Origin of the sequence: Antiquaquibacter metalliresistens (assembly GCF_029211225.1) — a bacterium.
In the GTDB taxonomy this organism is placed as follows: Bacteria; Actinomycetota; Actinomycetes; order Actinomycetales; family Microbacteriaceae; genus Rhodoglobus; species Rhodoglobus metalliresistens.
The window spans coordinates 330,413-349,431 of sequence record NZ_JARGEM010000002.1; the positions used below are offsets into that span (position 1 = coordinate 330,413).

Annotated in this window: 17 protein-coding genes; 3 read left to right on the forward strand and 14 right to left on the reverse strand. The window is 71.2% G+C overall.

Annotation, left to right across the window (positions count from 1 at the left end; genetic code table 11):
- Positions 1–188 precede the first annotated feature (188 nt).
- From PYV02_RS04500 to PYV02_RS04520, 5 genes are all read right to left on the reverse strand, one after another.
- Entirely contained in the window at positions 189–653 is a 465-nt protein-coding gene (locus tag PYV02_RS04500) for a hypothetical protein (protein WP_275756608.1), read from the reverse strand.
- 131 nt (positions 654–784) lie between these two features.
- Entirely contained in the window at positions 785–1,447 is a 663-nt protein-coding gene (locus PYV02_RS04505; protein WP_275756610.1) for a response regulator, read from the reverse strand.
- A complete protein-coding gene (locus tag PYV02_RS04510; RefSeq protein ID WP_275756612.1) occupies positions 1,444–3,507 on the reverse strand; it encodes a sensor histidine kinase in 2,064 nt (687 codons plus the stop codon). The genes PYV02_RS04505 and PYV02_RS04510 overlap by 4 nt, the downstream gene beginning before the upstream one ends.
- The gene (locus tag PYV02_RS04515; RefSeq protein WP_275756614.1) at positions 3,504–5,519 is read right to left on the reverse strand and encodes an ATP-binding protein; all 2,016 of its coding nucleotides are present in this window, start codon (positions 5,517–5,519) and stop codon (positions 3,504–3,506) included. The genes PYV02_RS04510 and PYV02_RS04515 overlap by 4 nt, the downstream gene beginning before the upstream one ends.
- Before the next feature lie 84 nt (positions 5,520–5,603).
- Positions 5,604–6,608, reverse strand: coding sequence for a glycerophosphodiester phosphodiesterase family protein (locus tag PYV02_RS04520; RefSeq protein ID WP_275756615.1), 1,005 nt, complete (start codon positions 6,606–6,608; stop codon positions 5,604–5,606).
- A 17-nt stretch (positions 6,609–6,625) separates the two neighbouring features.
- On the opposite strand from PYV02_RS04520, the gene PYV02_RS04525 reads away from it, so the two are divergent.
- On the forward strand, positions 6,626–7,135 hold the full coding sequence (locus PYV02_RS04525; RefSeq protein WP_275756617.1) for a hypothetical protein: 510 nt from the start codon (positions 6,626–6,628) through the stop codon (positions 7,133–7,135).
- A 47-nt stretch (positions 7,136–7,182) separates the two neighbouring features.
- Entirely contained in the window at positions 7,183–7,986 is an 804-nt protein-coding gene (locus tag PYV02_RS04530; RefSeq protein WP_275756619.1) for a Bax inhibitor-1/YccA family protein, read from the forward strand.
- 51 nt (positions 7,987–8,037) lie between these two features.
- Here PYV02_RS04530 and PYV02_RS04535 read toward each other — a convergent pair whose 3' ends face one another.
- Positions 8,038–9,648 (reverse strand): bifunctional NAD(P)/FAD-dependent oxidoreductase/class I SAM-dependent methyltransferase, encoded by a 1,611-nt coding sequence (locus tag PYV02_RS04535; RefSeq protein ID WP_275756621.1) that lies wholly within the window; start codon positions 9,646–9,648, stop codon positions 8,038–8,040.
- Positions 9,649–9,716: 68 nt separating this feature from the next.
- On the opposite strand from PYV02_RS04535, the gene PYV02_RS04540 reads away from it, so the two are divergent.
- On the forward strand, positions 9,717–10,343 hold the full coding sequence (locus PYV02_RS04540; RefSeq protein ID WP_275756622.1) for a helix-turn-helix domain-containing protein: 627 nt from the start codon (positions 9,717–9,719) through the stop codon (positions 10,341–10,343).
- Here the strand turns inward: PYV02_RS04540 and PYV02_RS04545 are convergent.
- The 8 genes from PYV02_RS04545 to PYV02_RS04580 form a co-directional block, all read right to left on the reverse strand.
- Positions 10,340–11,920 carry a GTPase gene (locus PYV02_RS04545; RefSeq protein WP_275756624.1) on the reverse strand — a complete coding sequence of 527 codons (1,581 nt, stop codon included), beginning with the start codon at positions 11,918–11,920 and terminating at the stop codon, positions 10,340–10,342. The two genes, PYV02_RS04540 and PYV02_RS04545, sit on opposite strands and share 4 nt — an antisense overlap.
- Positions 11,917–13,668, reverse strand: a complete 1,752-nt coding sequence (locus PYV02_RS04550; protein ID WP_275756626.1) for a dynamin family protein — start codon at positions 13,666–13,668, stop codon at positions 11,917–11,919. The genes PYV02_RS04545 and PYV02_RS04550 overlap by 4 nt, the downstream gene beginning before the upstream one ends.
- Positions 13,669–13,711: 43 nt before the next feature.
- Positions 13,712–14,185, reverse strand: coding sequence for a tetratricopeptide repeat protein (locus tag PYV02_RS04555; RefSeq protein ID WP_275756627.1), 474 nt, complete (start codon positions 14,183–14,185; stop codon positions 13,712–13,714).
- A 135-nt stretch (positions 14,186–14,320) separates the two neighbouring features.
- Complete coding sequence (gene guaA / locus PYV02_RS04560) at positions 14,321–15,892, reverse strand: glutamine-hydrolyzing GMP synthase (protein ID WP_420833593.1); 1,572 nt, start codon at positions 15,890–15,892, stop codon at positions 14,321–14,323.
- Positions 15,889–16,317, reverse strand: a complete 429-nt coding sequence (locus tag PYV02_RS04565) for a DUF3817 domain-containing protein (RefSeq protein ID WP_275756629.1) — start codon at positions 16,315–16,317, stop codon at positions 15,889–15,891. The genes guaA and PYV02_RS04565 overlap by 4 nt, the downstream gene beginning before the upstream one ends.
- Positions 16,318–16,321: 4 nt before the next feature.
- Positions 16,322–17,062 carry an SURF1 family protein gene (locus PYV02_RS04570; RefSeq protein WP_275756631.1) on the reverse strand — a complete coding sequence of 247 codons (741 nt, stop codon included), beginning with the start codon at positions 17,060–17,062 and terminating at the stop codon, positions 16,322–16,324.
- Positions 17,059–18,429, reverse strand: a complete 1,371-nt coding sequence (locus PYV02_RS04575; RefSeq protein ID WP_275756633.1) for a cation:proton antiporter — start codon at positions 18,427–18,429, stop codon at positions 17,059–17,061. The genes PYV02_RS04570 and PYV02_RS04575 overlap by 4 nt, the downstream gene beginning before the upstream one ends.
- 3 nt (positions 18,430–18,432) lie before the next feature.
- A complete protein-coding gene (locus PYV02_RS04580) occupies positions 18,433–18,960 on the reverse strand; it encodes a cation:proton antiporter regulatory subunit (protein ID WP_275756635.1) in 528 nt (175 codons plus the stop codon).
- Between the last annotated feature and the right edge of the window lie 59 nt (positions 18,961–19,019).

Genomic DNA, 19,019 nt, shown 5'->3' on the forward strand with positions numbered 1-19,019 from the left:
GCGAGAGGGGCCGCCGTCCCCGATCGGCACGAAAAAGCGCCCGGGACGGCGAACACGTCCCGGGCGCGACGGAAGCCGCTCACCCGATTAGCGGCGTCCCGTCCTCCGGCCCGACAGCAGGGAGACCCCGCCGGCCAGGAGGCCTGCGACCAGGGCGATGCCGAGGTACACGGCGATGGTCGCCGCGCTCATCGGTTCGTCCCGGTGATGACGATGGTGAACCGGCCCTCGTCGGGCCGGATCTCGAAAGAGACCGCTCCGATGCTGCCCACGAGCGTCGCGTCGACCGTGCGCTCGAGACGCGCTCGAGCCGGGAGTGCGGACGTGTAGTGGGCGAGCACCCCGCCGGGCGCGAGCTCGGTGACGAAGTCGGCGGTCTCGGTGAGACCGCCGTTCGTGTGCGTCGTAGCGCACAGCACGGAGCCCTCCGGCGGGGCCGGCCAGTCGGCGGGAAGCAGGCCGAGGTCGTCGAGGGTCGCCGGGCCGATGCTGAACGGGAACGAGCCGGCGCATTCCGCCGGCGCTCCCGGCACCACCTCGCCCGACCCGGGCAGATGCACGGCATCGATCGGTGCGCTCGAACACGCGGCCACCGTGCCCGCGAGCATCACGCCGGCGAAGGCCGCACGCAGGGCGGACATGGGTCGTGCCATTGGGGTGGAACCTCCGTGGAGTCGAGCGGCGTCGCCATTCGCCGCCTCCGGACGTGGGTGCGTCCGCCTGAACCACGATGCCGTGCCCGACGTCCCGCACCACAGGGCACGGTGTCCTCAATCAGGCGGGACTACTCCTCGGATACGCCGAACCCGGCCTCACGCGCCTGCACGATCAGACCGCTTCGATCGGGCATGCCGAGCTTGCTGATGATGCCGTAGACGTAGTTGCGCACCGTCTTGTTGGTGAGCACGAGGGTTCGGGCGATGCGCGAGTTGTCGTAGCCGCGCGCGATGAGTTCGAGCACCTCGTTTTCGCGCTCGGTCAACTCGGGAAACGCTCTCCCGCCGGCGCTGCGCGCCCCGCTGAGATAGGACACCGCGCGTTTGGCCACCCCGGCGCCGAGCAGCATGTTGCCGCCGGCGACCGAGTGCACGGCGCGCTCGACCTCCTCGGGTGCTGCCGTCTTCAGCAGATATCCGCGAGCGCCCGCGCGCACCGAGGCGAACAGCGACTCGTCGTCGCCGAGCATCGTGAGCACGAGCACCGCGGTCTCGGGCCGCTCGCGCAGAATGGCGCGGGTCGCATCGATGCCCGAGCCGCCCCCCAGGTCGAGATCCATCAGCACGACGTCGGGTTCGAGCTCGAGCACGACGGTGATCGCCTCGGCCTCGCTCGCGGCGGAGCCCACCACCTCGATGCGCTCGAGCGTGCCGAGCAGGGAGGTGATGCCGATCTGGAACAGCGGGTGGTCGTCGACCACCACGACTCGGATGTCTTGCTCCTGGCTCACCGCGCCTCCCCTGTTCGAGCACCCATCATGGCGTCTGCGCCAACGAATCGCACCTGCACCGTCGTGCCCGAACCGGACGACCGGATCTCGAAGCTCGCGCCGGCCGCGGCGGCCCGCTCACGCATCGACGCCAATCCCACGCCTTCGCCGCCGTTCACGACGAAGCCATCGCCGTCGTCGGCGATCGTCAGCAGCACCACACCCTCGTCGCTGTCGAGTTCGATGTCGATGCGATCGGCCGCGGCGTGACGCACGGCGTTGTGCACGGCTTCGGCCGCGATCAGGTAGGCCGCGGCCGCCTGCTCGGCGCCCAGATCCGTGGCGGCCGGCGCGCCGACCGTGATGAAGGGTCCGGCGCCCGAGAAGTCCGCGGCGAGCTCCTCCAGCTCGGCGGCGAGATCGAAGCTCGCGCTCGCCGGGCGCATGGAGCGTGCGAGTTCGCGCACGTCGGCGAGCCGCTCGCGCACGTCCGCGCCGAGCCGCTCCAGCAGGGCGCGGGCCCCGGCCGGGTTCGCGGCGATCATGTTGTCGACTGCGGCCAGGCCGAAGCCGATGCCCGCCAGCGCCGGTCCGATGCCATCGTGCAGCTCACGGCGCAGTTGTCGCCGCTCCTCCTGGCGGGCGGAGAGCACCTCGTCGCGCAGGCGCTCCAGTCGGCCGCTGGCGACCACGAGCTGCAGGGCGGCGGAGATGACCCCCGCGAACTCCTCGAGGGAGCGCCGGGTGCTTCGCGAGAGCCGGCGCTGTGCGCGGGCGGTGGCATCCATCCACCCGATGACGGCCGCGCCGGCTCGGAGCTCGACCCGCGTCACCGCGCCGTTCGGCGTGCCCGTGCAGGCGGCCGGGCCACCGGGATCGACGCTGACGACCGCGAGCGAACTGAGCCGCAGCGACTCGGCGAGCGCCGTCACGAGCGAACCGAGGCCGGCGACGCCGGAGTCGAGTTCACCGACCCGCGAACCGATCGCGCGCACCAGGTCGGTCGGAGCCGCCCCCTCCTCGTACAACAGCCGGTTGACGCCGCGCTGCAGCCAGATCCGCACGGGCTGGATCGCGACGGCGACGATCGCCGCGGCCGCGATGCCGGTGACCTGCGGACTCCACTCGAGATCGGCGAGCAGTGAGACGATCACCAGATACCCGCCCACCGCGCCCACGGTGAGAATGCTCCAGACCAGCACGCGGTTCACGGCCAGGTCGATGCCCCACAGCCGCTGATCGAGCACCATGACGAGCACCGCAGCGGGATAGAAGATCTGCCCGATCACCGGGGCGATCATGCCGAACTGCCATACGACGGCCGGCATGTCCCCGGCCTCGGGAAGCACCAGGGCGCCATAGGAGAGGGTGAGGAAGGTGTGCCCGATCACCAGCCAGCCGAGCGCGGCGCGCTGCGTGCTGGGCGTGCGAAGCCACCGACGGAAGAGGATGACCGCCGTGACGGTCGAGAGCGTGAGCGCGGCGGTGACGATGATCGCGTACAGGTCTTGCGCCGCGGCCTGGTAGGCCGCGATCGGCAGCGCGAACGGATTCACGGGGCCGCCCGGCGCCTGCACGGTGAAGGCGAGCAGCAGGGCCGCGCCGGCCAGACCGATCCCGACGCCGACCAGCACCCGATGCAGCATCGAGAGCGGCTCGCGCGAGATGAGCAGGGGGATGATCGTGGTCGACACGGTGCCGGGCAGGAACCCCCATCCGGCGGCGTACGCGACGAAGCCCCAGGCCGGGAGGTCGGGAACGACCTCGCCCAGAAGCCCGTACTGCACCCCGAACGCGGCGATACCGGAGCCCACGGCGTGCACCGCGAGCAGGGTCGCGACCGGATGCGGCCGCAGCGCGATGAGGGCTGCGCTCAGCGGCCCGTAGATGAGCGCGACGATGAGTCCGATGTCGTCGAACCTGGACTGCACGATGAGCGGCGACTTCGAGAGGAACACGCCGTCGAGGGGCAACTGAGGCAGCTGGAAGACCCACGCGATGATCAGCGACGCGATCGCCAGCCCCCACGAGGTGGCCCACACCGCGATCGCGATGCCGAGGCGCACCCTGCGCGCGGTCACGACGGCACCTCGACGGTGAGGTGCAGGCCGGGAGCGTGCCGCACGACGAGCGAGCCGCCGAGCTCCTCGGCGCGGTCCCGCACCGAGGCGAGCACCGCTGCGAGCCCGGGGGCGGCGGCGGGCGCGGCGTGGTCGATGCGGATGAGGGTGGCGCGGGCATCCGCGCGGTCGACGACCACCTCGAGCCGCTGCACCCCGGGGGTGCGCCGGGTCAGGAGCACGAGCTCCGCGACGACGTGATACACCGCTGCCTGACGGGTCGGATCGAGTTCGCGATCGCCGACGACGGCGATGGTGATCTCGAGCCGTTCCGACCCGAACCGCGCCGCGAGTTCGGCGAGCGCGCCGTCGAGATCTCCGTTGTCGAGCGCACCCGGCAGCAGGGTGCGTGCGAGGTCGCGCACCTCGTTGGTGAGGGTCGAGAGCGCCGAGCGCACGGTGGCGATGCGGTCGCGAGCCGCCGACGGGTTCTCGTCGAGCTCGACGAGCGCCGTACCGACCCCGGCCGCAGCCGTCGCGAGCGTCGGGGCGAGCCCGTCGTGCAGTTCGCGGCGCACCATGCGGCGTTCCTCGTCGCGAGCGCCGAGCACGTTCTCGCGGGCCTCGAGCGCCTCCCGGTTGGCGTCGGAGAGCTGCAGGGCCACCGCGAGCACGCCCGCGATGCGCTCCAACGCGGCCACGGTGCGGTGGTCGACCCGCTGACCCTCCTCCCCCGTGACGGTCAGCGTGCCGATCTGCTCGTGCGCGTTCAGCAGCGGGATCTGCACCGAGGCCTCGGACTCGGGCGTGCTCCCGGAGTCGGCGACGACCGCATGCTGCTGCACCGAGTGCACCGAGAGCCGACCGATGCGCAGCGTCGGTCGGAGGGCGTCGATCAACGGTTGCAGGCCGCGTCCCTCATCCCCGGAGAGCTTCGAGCCGAGCGAACGCATGAGTGCGGCGGGATCCGCCGCGTCGCCGTAGACGAGCGAATCGACTCGCCGTTGGATCCATCGGCGCAGGGGCTCGATGCCGAGCGCGAGCGCGGCGACCGCGATCACACCGGCGCTCGTCGGCGGCACGGGCAGCAGCCTCGACAACGCGGTCGCGATCACGACGTAGCCGACGATGAGCACCGCGATCAGCAGCACCCACATCACGGCACGGTTGAGCGCCACGTCCACGCCCCACAGCCGCTGCCCGAGCGCGTTGACGAGCACCGCGGCCGGCATGAAGATCTGGGCGAGTGGGGCCGCAAGCGGTGCGGCATCCGCGAGGAAGTAGGCGGGACCCGGAAGCCACGCCAACAGCATCGGCCCGAAGAACAGGATGAGCATCCATTGCCCGAGCAGCAGCCAACCGGCGCCTCGTCGGTCATCGGTGGGGCCGAACCGCCACCGCCAGAACAGCACGACTCCGCTGATCACCGCGACGATCACCACGGTGGTGAGGGTGACGTAGAACGCCTGCACGAGCACGTTCTGCGCGGCTTCGCCCGGAAGTGCGAGCGGGTTGGCGGCCGCGCCCGAGCGCTGCCGCACGGTCGTCAGCAGCAGTGGGAGCACGCTCGCGACACCGCCGATCACGACCAGAGCCTTCATCGGGAAAGCCAGTGGCCGGTTGGTCAGCAGCAGCGGAACGACGCTGAACGCGGCGAGCGTGCCGGGCAGCCAGAGCCGGTCCAGGATGTGCTGCGACACCCCCGCCCCGGGCAGCTGCGGGTCGAGCAACGCGAGGGCGGAGTACTGCGCGGCGAGAGCGGAGACTCCCGAGCCGATCGCGAGCACGGCGAGCACGATCGCGACGGCGTTGGGGCGCCGCGCGATCAGCAACGCGCTCACCGGTGCGTATACGAACGCATTGATCAGGTAGAGGGGCGAGAAGTTCTGCTCGCCGATCAGCGGCAGGTCGAAGACCGCCGCGAACACGATCGCCGCAGCACACAGGGCCCAGGAGACGACCACGATGGCGATCGCCAACGCAAGCAGTCGCCTCGAGCCGACCTGTCGGGCGGTCGGGGTCGCTGTGGCCATGTCTCTCCTGTCGCCACCAGCATGCCGCCTGGGATGTCCCGGATTCCAGAGGCGGATGTCCCGGACCCGCCACCCCTCGGGACGCTACCGGTCGAGCGCGGCCAGCACGAGGTCGGGTTGGTCGGCGAACACGCCATCGACGCCGGAGGAGAGGATCACATCGAACTCCTGCCGCCACTGTCCGAAATCGCGACCGTTGGAGCCGCGACGGAAGTTCTTGGCCAGAAACCGGTTCTCCGCCCGGAGGGTCCAGGTGTAGACGGCGAGGCCGACCGCGTGGGCGCGCGCGACAAGGTCGGTGGGGCCGACGACTCGGCCCGCGGCATCCGTCGCCAGCAGCAGCTTCTTGTCCACGCTGATCGCATCGACCGTGCGGGCCAGGCGACCCAGGCCCGCGTTCGTGAGGTGCGCCGCGTAGGAGAGCGCCTTGCGACCATAGCGGGCGACGAGGTCCGCGGGCGAGCCGGAGGACTCCACGAGGTAGGTGTATCGCGCCGGCACCCCGCGGTCGCGGATCTCGTGCAGCACGGTCTGCTCGAACGCCTCGACGATCAGTCGATCGCGGGATGCCCACCCCGCGATCTCCGCCGCGAACAACTCGTCCAGCGGCAGTCCGATCGACGCGAAGTAGCTCGCGTGCTTGATCTCGGCCACGAGCTGCAGGGCACGTCCGGTGCGCTCGGACGCGGCATCCACGATCGGCAACAGGTCGCGCAGGCGCAGCACCGGCGAGACGCCGTCGAAGGTCGCCGAGTGCTGCCGCACCGCGGGCAGGCGTTCCACCGCGCGCAGGGTCGCGAGCTCCGCCCACGTGAAGTCCTCGGTGAACCAGCCGGTGAGCGTGAGCGAGTCGATGGTCTTCGTGGTTCGGCGATCGGCGAACTCGGGGCGGGTCGCGACATCCGTGGTGCCGGAGATCTCGTTCTCGTGCCGGAGCACGAGCACACCGTCACGGGTGGCCACGATGTCGGGCTCGACCGCATCCGCGCCGAGCGCGAAGGCGAGCTCGTAGGCCTCGCGGGTGTGCTCCGGACGGTACCCGCTCGCACCGCGGTGTCCGATGACGAGAGGGCGGGAGGTGATGGTCACGCCACTAGCATTCCACTATGCCCCCGAGGGTCCCGTCCGACACCGTCCTGCCGCTGACCTGGGGGCGCGCCGACGACCGACGCATCGTCGGCCTGGTGCTCGCGGTCACCGGGGCGGTGCACGTGCAGGGCACGAACACCTACTCGCTGCCCGTGCTGCTCGTCGGGGTCGTCGCGATCGCCGTCGGCTGGGGCATCATGCCCGCTCGCGGCTGGCGCCGCATCATCGCCGCCGTGCTCGGGATCGCCAATGCCGCCGCCCTGCTCGCGGGACCGGTCGCGGTGTGGACCTGCGCGTTCGCCCTGCTGGCGTGGTTGCTCGTGCGGCACCGCCCGCTGCGCAGCTACCTCACGCTACTCTTCCCGGTCGCCAACGGTCTCATCCTGCCGCGGCTGTTCGAGGACTACCGGTGGATGCCGCTGTGCCTGTCGATCTCGTTGGCGGTGGTCGTCGCATCCGCGTGGCTCGCGGGGCTGATCGCTGACAGCAGACGCCGTCCCAGCCCACCCGCAGCCGCCGCTCGGTAGCATTGCTCACGTGAGGCCCGCCGGGCCCCCAAGGAGAGCACCAGACCATGGCAATGTCCAACCCCGCATTCCGCAACGGCGCGTTCAGTTCGCAGGGCGCCGTCGCAGTGGCCCAGGATGTCTCGGCCCAACAGCTCGACGAGATCTACAACCGCCCCTCTGCCCCCGTGCAGGGCGAGACCATGACCGTCGAAGACACGATCGCCAAGACGGTGGGCGCGTTCGTCGTGCTGCTCATCGGCGCGGCCGTCGGCTGGCTCACCGCCGAGACCCTGCCGTTCCTGTGGGTCGGCGCAGCGATCGTCGGCTTCGTGCTCGCGCTCGTCAACATCTTCAAGAAGGAGCCGTCGGCCCCGCTCATCCTCGCCTACGCCGCGGCGGAGGGTGTGTTCGTCGGCGGCATCTCCTCGTTCTTCGAGGCGATGTACGAGGGCATCGTGTTGCAGGCCGTGATTGCGACGCTCGTCGTCGTCGGCGTGACGCTCGCGCTGTTCGCGAGCGGCAAGATCCGCGCCTCCAAGAAGGCCACCAAGGTGTTCCTGATCGCAATGGTCGGCTACCTGGTGTTCTCGGTCGTGAACGTGTTCGTGATGATCTTCGGCGGCGCCGACGCCAACCCGTGGGGCCTGCGCAGCGAGCCGATCTTCGGCATTCCGCTCGGCGTGATCCTCGGCGTCTTCGTCGTGCTGCTCGCGGCCTACTCGCTCGTGCTCGACTTCGACTTCATCCAGAAGGGTGTCAACAACAAGGCGCCCCGCAAGTACGGCTGGACCGGCGCCTTCGGCATCATGGTCACCGTCGTCTGGCTCTACCTCGAGCTGCTGCGCATGTTCGCGATCGCGCGAGACTAGCTGCTGCGATCAGCACGAAGGCCGTCCGGTTCGCCGGACGGCCTTCGTCGTTCACGGGCGCTCCACGGTGTCCCGCCGCACGCGCAGCACGGTGTCGACATGGGTCGCGGCCGAGCCATCCGGCGCGGTGCCGCCGCGCTCGACGAGTGCGTTCGTCTCGACCACCCAACCGTCGGGCAGATCGAGCGAGGCGAGCACCTCATCCGGAGTCGGCAGCGGCGGAGCGTCGTGATCGCCGTGACTCGACCACGCCGGGAACGCCCCGTGTCCTACGACGAGCAGCCGTCCGCCGGGGGCGACTGCGGCGAGCGCGCGCCGCAGGATCTCGTCACGCGGCAGTTCGACGGGAGAATGCAGGAACGCCGCAGTCACCAGATCGAACTCGGCCGACGGATGCCAGCTCGCGAGGTCGGCCCGCACCCAGTCGATGCGATCGGCCAACCCCTCGCCGACCGCCCTCGCCTTCCCGACGTCGAGGGCGGTCGCCGAGATGTCCACGGCGGTCACGTGCCAGCCCCGTGCCGCGAGCCAGAGCGCGTCTCCGCCCTCGCCGCTGCCGAGGTCGAGGGCGGTTCCGGGTTCGAGGCCGGCGGCCTCCCGCTCGACCGCGGCGTTGACCCGGCCGCTCCAGATCTGACCGCGATCCCCGCGGCCGGTGCGGTAGCGCGCCTCCCAGAACTCGGCGGGGTCGGTCGGCGTCTCGGCGGGCGCCCGGGCCGCGACGCGATCGGATGCCGCGGCCACCTCCTCGGCGACGAGTCCCCCGTTGATGGCGAGCGCCGCGGTGGCTCCGGCCCCCATCGCGATCGGGACGAGTGCACCCGGGTTGCCGGCATTGCCGACCGCCCACACGCCTTCGACGCTCGTCGCACCGAAGGCGTCCACCGCGGTCCACGAGCCGAACGGCGTCTCGACGCGCTCCGCGCCGAGTTGCCGCAGCGGTTCGTCCAGCGCGACCGGCGCCGGTTCGGCGAACACCACATCCACCGGTGCGACCGTGCCGTCCGCGAGGGCGAGACCGGTGATCGTGCCGTCGTCGGCGGCGACGACACGGATCACCGCGCGGTCCTCCAGTCGCACACCGCGCTCTTCGAGCGCCTGTCGCTCCGCGGCGGGAATGGGGCCCGCGAGCGCGGTGAACACCGTGACGTCGCCCGAGTACGACCGCAGCATGTGCGCCTTGTGCAGCCCCGCCACGGAACCCGCGAGCACCCCGATCGCACGACCGGTCGCCTCGTACCCGTCGCAGTACGGGCACGCGACGACGCCACGGCCCCACTGCTCGGCGAGGCCCGGGATGTCGGGCAGCTCGTCGCGGACTCCAGTGGCGACGATGAGACGCCGCGCGGTCGCACGCTCGCCGCCATCGGTGACGACCTCGAATCCCTGCTCGATCGCCCGGGTCTCGACGACCCGCGCGTGCTCGATCACACCGTCGGCGGAGCGTACTTCGCGAGAGCCGTCGGCCACGAGATCAAGGGGTGAGTAGCCATCCCGACCCAGCACCCCGTGCATGTGCGGCGCGAACCTGTTGCGCGGCCGCTGTGCGTCGAGCACGAGCACTCGCCGGCGTGCGCGGGCGAGGATGAGCGCTGCGCTCAGCCCCGCGGCGCCGCCGCCGATGATGATGACGTCCCAGTGTTCCTCAGTGATCGAACTCATGCCCACAGCGTGCCCGCGTGCTACCGTTGCAGCAACTATCAGTGCCGAATCGGCAAGATCGGAGTGCTATGCCCGACGATTCCCTCGCCCTCATCGGCCCGCGGCTCAAGAGCTGGCGCGAGAAGCGCAGCATGACGCTCGCCGAGCTCTCGCAGACCACCGGTATCTCGTCGAGCACGCTCTCCCGGCTGGAGGCGGGCAAGCGCGCACCGAACCTCGAACTCGTGGTGCCGATCGCGCGCGCGCTCAGACTCGAGCTCGACGACATCGTGCCGCGCGTGGCGCCCGACCCGCGCGTGACCCGCACGACGAAGCGCGTGAACGGGATGCGCTACGAGACGCTCTCGCCGGAATCCAGCCCGGTGCAGACCTACAAGGTGACGTTTCCCGCCAGTCCGTCGGGGGTCACCGCGACGCCCGAACCGAAGGTGCATGACGGCCATGAATGGCTGTACGTGATCTCCGGTCGCCTGCGGCTCGTGCTCGGCGAGCAGGAGGTGACCCTCGGCCCCGGCGAGGCGGCCGAGTTCGACACCCGCATACCGCACTGGCTGTCGGCCACCAGTGCCGGGCCCGCGGAGGTGCTGTCGATCTTCAGCAAGGAGGGCAAGCGCATCCACTTGCGCGCCAGACCCGCCACCGGGGTCTCGGCGGGCTCGACCGCCGGGTCCCGACAGGCTCGACCAGCGGGCTAGGAGGCCGCGATCGCCCGCGCCGCCGAGAACTCGCGGGCGCGCTCGACGTCGGCCGCGACCGGCGCGACGATCGTCTCCCGCACGACCGCCTCGACCGAGGCGAGCAGCAGCCGTCGGGCCCGCCGTCGTCGCGATGCCCCGGTCAGCGCCCCGAGCGCGGCGCCGAGCAGTCCCAGCAGCACGCCCGCGAGCACCGCACCCGCGATGAGCAGCGTTGGCACGGCCCAGCCCTCGACCGTCGGGATCTCCGGTCGCGGCATGCCGATCGTCGGCAGCAGCGCGGCGGCGAGCAGCCAGCCGACGCCCACCAGGCCGGCGACCAGCACCGCCCACTGCAGCACGGTGAAGACCACCCACCACCACGACCGGCCGGCGGGCAGCGCGGTGCGGGCGATGGCGAGGTCGAGGCGGTCCGGCAGCTGCGCGATGCCCCGGTCAGCGGTGGCGCGGATGCCGCTGCGCCAGCTTTCGGCGAGGCCGTCGGCCGCGGCATCCGCGTACCCCCGCACGGCGAGCGAGACGCGGGCGCGCGCACCGGAACTCAGTTGCGGCAGGCTCGTGCGGTGCAGGTCGGGGTTCTCGCCCCGCCGCTTCGGACCGAGCCCGAGTCGGGTGAGCGGGTCGGCGCGCAGCCGCAGCAGCCAGGAGACGAGCGGCCAGCCGGTCGCCTGCCCCGAGCGCTTGCGATACGAGGATGCCACGGCCCGCGCCACCACGTCCGCTCCCGCCGCGACCCCGATCTCCTCGACGAGGCCGGCTGCGGGCCGCGCGGTCGCACGCGGCGGGGTGCCCGGTTCGGGCATCCGCTCGGCGAGCGTGGCGATGTCCGCGCTCAGCCGGGCCTCGCGCGCGACCCGGGCGGCGGCGAGGTCGCCGATGGCGGCGCGCAGCGCGTCGATGCCGGCGCCGGTCTTGGCGCTGACGGCCAGCACGCGCGCCTTGGTGATGCCGTCGCGCTCGACGATGCCGGTGAGGGAGGCGACGACCGCGTTCGCCTCCGCCGTCGCGAGGCGATCCACCTGGTTGAGCACGATCAGGGTCACGGCGCCGTGCCTGGCGTGCGGGGCGATGAACTGCGCGTGCAGCACGTCGTCGGCGTACTTCTGGGGGTCGACCACCCAGATCAGGGCGTCGACCTGCGCCGCGAGCCGCTCGGCGATGGCCCGGTTGGCGGTCTCGACGGAATCGAAGTCCGGAAGGTCCAGCAGGATAAGCCGGGACGCTCGCGCGTCGATCAGCGCCTCGCGCACCACCCGCTCGCGCACCTGGAGCCAGTCGAGCAGGTCGATGGCGCCCTCCGGCTCCCAGGTGACGGCCAGGGCCTCCGAGGTGGTCGGGCGGCGCACGTGAGTGCGCGCCACCTCGTCGCCGACCAGCGCGTTCACCAGGCTCGACTTGCCCGAGCCGGTGGCGCCGAAGACCCCGACCACGGTGTAGTCCGGTGAGCGCTCGCGCCGCTCGGCGGCCCGGGCGATCAGCGCGTCCGCCTCGGCGAGCAGAACGTCGGGGATGCGATCGGCCCCCGCCGCGCGCAGCCGCCGCAGGGCATCCAGTCGCTCGTCGACGGTGGCCCTCATCGCGCGGCCCGCTCCACGTCGTCGAGCAGCACGCGCGACTCGCGCCGCAGCGCCTCGGGCGACGAGCCGAACCGCGCCGACTCCAGAGCGGCGGCCACGCGCTCCCGCTCCGTATCGAAGAGGGCGCTCACCCGTCGCTGCAGGTCGCGCCGCGCCTCGGCGGCGAGGCGCCGCACGGCGTCCTCGCCGAAGACGGTCTCCAGCAACTTCTGGCCGAGCACGGCCGAGCCGCCGGCGATCACGAGTTCGCCGCCGGTGAGCCCGCCGGTCGAAGCGAAGACGACGATCATGAGCGCGACGGTCACCACGTTCAGGCCGGCCGAGAGCAGGCGGGCGCGGATGCGCTTGGAGCCGGCGTTCTCCTGCACGAGCCTCAGCAGCGCACCCTGCCATTCGCGGATCATCGCCGCGGCCGCGTCGGAGAACCCGGCGCTCTCCGAGCCGAGGGCCGGGTTGCGCTCGGCGATGGAGCGCCCGGCGGCGCTGCGCTGCATCCAGGCCCAGGATGCCGCGGCGGCACGCCCGCCCTGGTCCACGATCACGGCGTGTAGCCCGCTCTCGATCTGGGTCTCCACCTCCACCACCGGCTGCGGGCGACCCATGACCCACGCGGTCGCGGCGTCGCGGGCGCGCGAGAACCAGGACTCCACCCTGCGAAAGAAGTCGGAGGTGCCGACGAAGTCCTGCCAGCGAGCGAGCACTTCTCCGCGCAGCAGGGCGCCGTCCTGCGTGGCCGCCTCGACCGCGTCCAACGCGGACTCGTACTCGGCGGCGGTCGCCGCGTTCGCGGAGGCGACCCAGTCGAGCTGCTCCTGGCGGGCATCCGCGATCCGCGCGACGCGGCGATCGAGGTCGGCGATCGCGCCGCCGAGGGTGCGGGCGGCGATGCGGGCGCGCTCGGCCCGGTCGCCGGCGATGGCCGCGAGCCAGTCGCGCGGGCCTGCGACGGCATCGGCGGGCAGCATCCCGAGGTCGTCGAGCGGCTGCTCCTCGATGACGAACACGGGGGCGTCGTCGAGGCCCCGAGCGGCCAGCATTGCCTTCAGGTCGGGCAGCACGTCGTCCACCGCCTCCGGCGGCACCCGGTTGAGCACCACGCCGACGGTGATGGAGCGCGCCGCGGCGCCCTCGAGCAGCCGCCACGGCACCGCGTCGGCGTATCGGTTCGCGGTCGTCACGAACAGCCAGAGGTCGGCCGCCGCGTGCAGTTGGTTGGCCAGCGCGCGGTTCTCGTCGGCGACCGAGTCGATGTCGGGCGCGTCGATGATCGCCAGCGAGGTCGGCACCTCATCGTGCGCGAGCAGCATGAGCTCGTTGATGCGGGATGCCGTCGGCGCATCCCCCGCGGCCGACGCGGGCGTGCCCGGCCCCGACACCCTCCCCCGCACCCGCGCGAGCCCGGGCAGGATGCGATCGGAGGCGAACCATCCCGCGTCCACCGGCGCGTGCACCAGGATCGGCTGCCGCGTCGTCGGTCGGATCACCCCGGCCCGGGTGGTCGGCGTGCCGATGAGCGCGTTGACGATCGTCGACTTGCCGGACCCCGTCGATCCGCCCACCACCGCGAGCAGCGGCGCATCGAGGTCGGCCAGGCGCGGCCGGATGTAGTCGTCGATCTGGCGGACGGCGGATGCCGCGGCATCCCGCTGCTCGGCCGCCCCCTCGAGCGGCAGCCCGAGCCCGGCATCGGCGAGCGAGGCGCGCAGCCGCTCCAGCGAGGCGATCGCGGGCGGTCGGGCATCGGTCACGGTTACAGCATGCCCGGGGCGGGGCGAGAACGCGAACGCCGGCTTACTCGCCCGGCAGTTCCCGGGCGTAGGCGGCGACGGCGCGACCGTACTCCGGCAGCAGGGGCGCGAGTGCCTGGAGCGCGGCGCGCAGCGCCTCGCGGTCGCGACCCTGGTCGGCGAGCGCGAGGGCGAGGAACGCCGCCGCCTGCGGTGCGGCATCCGCGTCGTCGAGGAGGGCGCGCAGCAGTGCCTCGGCCTGCGCGGCCCGACCGAGGTTGCGCAGCGAGCTCGCGAGCTGGATGGTGGCACGCTCGCGATCGGGACTCTCGAGCCCCGCCGCCAGGGCCCGCTCGTAGAGCGGCACGGCGTCGGCTTCGAGCCCGAGGAAGTCGCGCAGGCTCGCACGCTCGAACAGGACGCGCGGTGCCGAGAGACCGTCGCACGCGGCGAGCAGCTGGTCCTCGGCCGCGACGAGGTCGACGTCGTCGGCGAGCGTCGACCAGAACTGCGCGACGGCGCCTTCGGGATCAGCCACGCCGACCTCGGCCCAGAGGGCCTCGGAGTGAGGCTGAGGAAGGCCAGAAATGGCCCCGCGCTCCACGCCGGCCTCGGCCCAGAGGGCCTCGGAGTGAGGCTGAGGAAGGCCAGAAATGGCCTTCCTCTCGACGCCTCACTCCCATTCGATCGTTCCCGGGGGCTTCGACGTGACGTCGAGCACCACGCGGTTGACGCCGGGCACCTCGTTCGTGATGCGGTTGGAGATGCGGGCGAGCACGTCGTAGGGCAGGCGGGTCCAGTCGGCGGTCATCGCATCCTCGGACGACACCGGTCGCAGCACGATCGGGTGCCCGTAGGTGCGACCGTCGCCCTGCACCCCCACGCTGCGCACATCGGCGAGCAGCACCACGGGGCACTGCCAGATCTCGGCGTCGAGCCCGGCCTCGGTCAGTTCGGCGCGCACGATCGCGTCGGCGCGGCGCAGCAGCTCGAGCCGGTCGCGCGTGACCTCGCCGACGATGCGGATGCCGAGGCCGGGACCCGGGAACGGCTGGCGCGCGACGATCGCCTCGGGAAGGCCCAGTTCGCGACCGATGGCTCGCACCTCGTCCTTGAACAGCGTGCGCAGCGGCTCGACGAGCTGGAACTGCAGGTCTTCCGGCAGCCCGCCGACGTTGTGGTGGCTCTTGATGTTCGCCGTGCCCGTGCCCCCGCCGGACTCGACCACGTCCGGATAGAGCGTGCCCTGCACCAAGAACTCGATCTTCTCGCCCTCGCCGCGGGCCTCGAGCACGAGCGCCTCGGCGGCGTTCTCGAAGCTGCGGATGAACTCCCGGCCGATGATCTTGCGCTTGGTCTCCGGGTCGGTGACGCCGGTGAGTGCGTCGAGGAACTGGTCCACCGCGTCGACGGTGACCAGGCGCACACCCGTGGAGGCGACGAAGTCCTCCTCGACCTGGCGGCGCTCATCCTGCCGCAGCAGACCGTGGTCGACGAAGATGCAGGTGAGCTGGTCGCCCACGGCCTTGTGCACGAGCGCCGCGGCGACCGCCGAGTCCACGCCCCCCGAGAGTCCGCAGATCACCCGGCCCGAACCGACCTGCTCGCGGATGCGCTGCACCTGCTCCGCGATCACGCTGCCCGAGTTCCAGTCGGCCGGGATGCCCGCGCCCACGTGCAAGAAGTTCTCCAGCACCCGCTGCCCGAACTCGGAGTGCTTCACCTCGGGGTGCCACTGCACGCCGTACAGGCGTCGCTCGCGGTTCTCGAACGCCGCCACCGGAGTCGACTGGCTCGAGGCGAGCACCTCGAACCCTGCGGGCGCCTTCGACACGGAGTCGCCGTGGCTCATCCACGCGGTCTGCTCCTCCGGCTGTCCCGCGAGCAGGGTGCCCTCCTCGCTGACGTGCACGGCGGTCGCGCCGTACTCACGAGCGCCGGTCTGGCCGACCTCGCCGCCGAGCTGCTGGGCCATCACCTGAAAGCCGTAGCAGATGCCGAGCACGGGCACCCCGAGGTCGAGGATGCCCGGATCGAGCGACGGTGCCCCCGGTTCGTACACGCTCGACGGCCCGCCGCTCAGCACGATGCCCGCGGGGTTCTTCTGCGCCACCTCCGCCGCGGTGATGGTGTGCGGCACGATCTCGCTGTAGACGCTCGCCTCGCGCACCCGGCGTGCGATCAACTGCGCGTACTGCGCCCCGAAGTCGACGACCAGAACAGGGCGCGCATCAGTGTCGGTCACGCGGATACGACCTCCGGGGTCTCGGTGCGGGCGATGGACTCCTCGGCCCAACGGGGCACGAGTCGTTCGAAGAAGAATGACGAGATCGGCACGATGCCGCCGAGCGCGATGAGCAGGAAGCGCCCGAACGACCAGCGGGCATAGCGCCACAGCACGAAGTCGGCGCCCACATAGAGCACGTAGAACCAGCCGTGCACGATCAGGATGATGGTCGAGAGATTGATCCCGACGATGAGGTCCTTCGGGGTGAGCGCGAGGAACCCGGCGGGACCGGCGAGTTCGATGTCGACGCCGAACCCGTAGCGGAACACCATCATGAGTACGAGCAGCAGCAGGAACGTTCCCGTGATGATCGAGGAGACCTTGAACACCTTGACCGTCGCTCGCACCTTGGGGATGTCGGCGGGACGAGGGCCAAGGATCATGGCTCTAGTCTACGTTTTCCGCACCCTCGGCTTCGGCCTCGACCACGTCCTTGACGAGCCGGTACCAGAGGAACACCGCGAAGCCCGCGAACACCACCCATTCGACCGCGTAGAAGATGTTGAGCAGATTGAGCGACACCTCGCTCGAGGGCACGGGGGCGTCGATCGCTCGCAGTCCGGCGACGGCCTCGCCCGCGATGAGATAGCCGCCGTAGACCCCGTCCGGCGGCTCATGCCACACGTTGATGAGCTCCGGCACGGCGAGCGCGCTGCGCACGCCGGCCTCGAAGTCCGACTCGATGGGCGCCTCACTGGGCAGGTAGCGCCCGGCCAGGCGGGTGGGCGCGTCGCGTTCCAGGGCCGCGATGGCGGATGCCGCGGCATCCTCGGTCGGCGCCCACCCCAGTGCCACCGCGAGGCTCGCGCCGTCCGACACGATGGCGTGACCGACGACCCAGTATCCGGGGCCGTCGACGTCGATCCGATCGGAGAGCACCACGTAGTCACCCGGCACGAACTCCACCTCGACCGAGACGAGCCGGTATCCCTCGGTCAGCACCGGCTGCTGCGGCTCGGCGACGGACTCCAGGGGCACCACCGTCTCGGTCACCTCGGTGTCCGCACCGGTCTCGAAACTGCGCTCCAGTTGCCACTGCCCGAGCGCGGCGAATCCGCCCGCGATGGCGAGCGACAGGATGAGCGCCCCGATCCATCGCGGACGTCGGGCTACTGACCAGAAACTCAATATTCGGGGTCCCGTCGTCGCTCGGTGGCCTCATCGGACTGCTGTGCGGCCTGTTGCTCGCGCCGGTCGAGCTCGTCCCACTCCTCGACCGCCGCCTCGATGTCGGCGACCGGTTCGCCGGGGAGCTCCCCCGCCGTCGCCGCCTCGACCAGCGCGATGCCCTCGGCCCGCATCCGATCTCGTTCGGGGGTCACCGCGGGTCGCTTGCTCGGGAAGATCCAGCGCCCGATCCGCTCGGAGTTCACCGCGAGGATCGGACCCACGATCGCCATCGTGAGCACGTAGAGACCGGCGAAGGGTGTCAGCCGCGGGTCGAGCCCGGCCCCGACCGCGAGCGTCGCGAGGATGAGGGCGAACTCGCCGCGGTTCTGCAGCATGGCCGAGGCGTTGAGTCCCTCGCGGCGGGTGAGGCCGTTCTGCCAGGCGATGATCTGGCCGCCGAGGGTGTTGATGACGAGCGTCACGGCCACGGCGACCATGGCCGGCACCAGCACGCCGCCGAAGGTCGAGACGTCGAGGGCGAGACCGAAGTTGAGGAAGAAGAACGCGCCGAAGATGTCCCGCAGCGGCAGTGCGAGTTGCTCGATACGGGAACGGAATCGTGTCGCACCGAGCACGAGGCCGATGAGGAACGCCCCGATCGCATCCGAGACGCCCAGCAGCTCGCCGATGCCACCGAAGGCGACCGCGAGACCGAAGAACAGGATCGTGAAGAGCTCGTCGTCCTTGGTCTGCACGAGCCGGGAGACCACGCGACCGCCCCAGCGGGCCAGCGCGAACATCGCGATCAGGAAGCCGAACGAGACCGCCAACTGGAGCACGATCGCCAGCACATCGGTCTGCCCCCCGAGCACCACGCCCACGATCGCGAGGTAGAAGGCGATGAAGACGTCTTCGAGCACCATGATGCCGAGGATCGTCGGGGTCTCGCGGTTGGCCAGTCGGCGCAGTTCGATGAGCAGCTTGGTGACGATCGCGCTCGAGGACGTCGCCGTCATGCCCGCGATCACGAGCGCTTCGCGCGTGCCCCAGCCCACCCAGAGGCCGAGGCCGAATCCGACGGCGAAGTTGATCGCGATGCGCGTGCCGCCGGAGACCACGAGCTTGCCCGCGTTGCCGTAGAACTCGTCCTGATCGAACTCGAGACCGAGGTTGAACAGCAGCAGGATGAGGCCGAAGACGGCGATGAGCTCGACGTCGGCCGACTCGAAGCTCAGCGGGAAGAACGTGGAGTACGGGCTCGCGATGAGGCCGACGAGCATGTAGATCGGGATCGCGGGCAAGCCGATGACTTTGCCGAGCCGTCCGAGCACGTAGGCGATGATGAACAGCAGGCCGAGGACGAGAAGCTCATCACCGAGGTGCACGTGTTAGCCCCCCGGTGATGCGGCTGCGGCCTTCGGCGGCATCTCTCCCGTGCGGTAGAAGTTGAACGCCTTGGCGACCTTCTCGGGGGTACCAGCAACCACGAGCGTGTCCCCGGGGAACACGGTGAAGTCGTCGGCGGGCGCCGGGTTCGCGGACTCCCCGCGCACCACGGCGACGACGGTGAGCCCGACCACACCCCGGCTGGCGAGGTTGCCGAGCTTCTGGCCCGCGATGTGGTCTTCGTAGTCGACCGTGAACCAGTCGATCGACAGCCCGGGAATGGCATCGAGCTTGGAGAGGGATTCGGTGATGCGCGTGCCGCCGAGCAGCTCGGCCAAGGTGTGCGCTTCGTCCTCATCGAGTCGCAGCGAGACCTTGCTCGCCGTCGAGCCCTCCTCGGCGTCGGAGAACGAGATCAGGTCGCTGTGACCGGAGCGGTGGGTGATCACGCCGACCTTGCCGCCGTCATCCGTGACGAAGGTGTGCAGCACCCCTACGCCAGGGAGCTTGACACGCCGAACGTCGACCATGCATCAAGTCTACCGGGGCCGACACCGACGGGTCCGGCACCCGGCTACGCCTTCGGCGA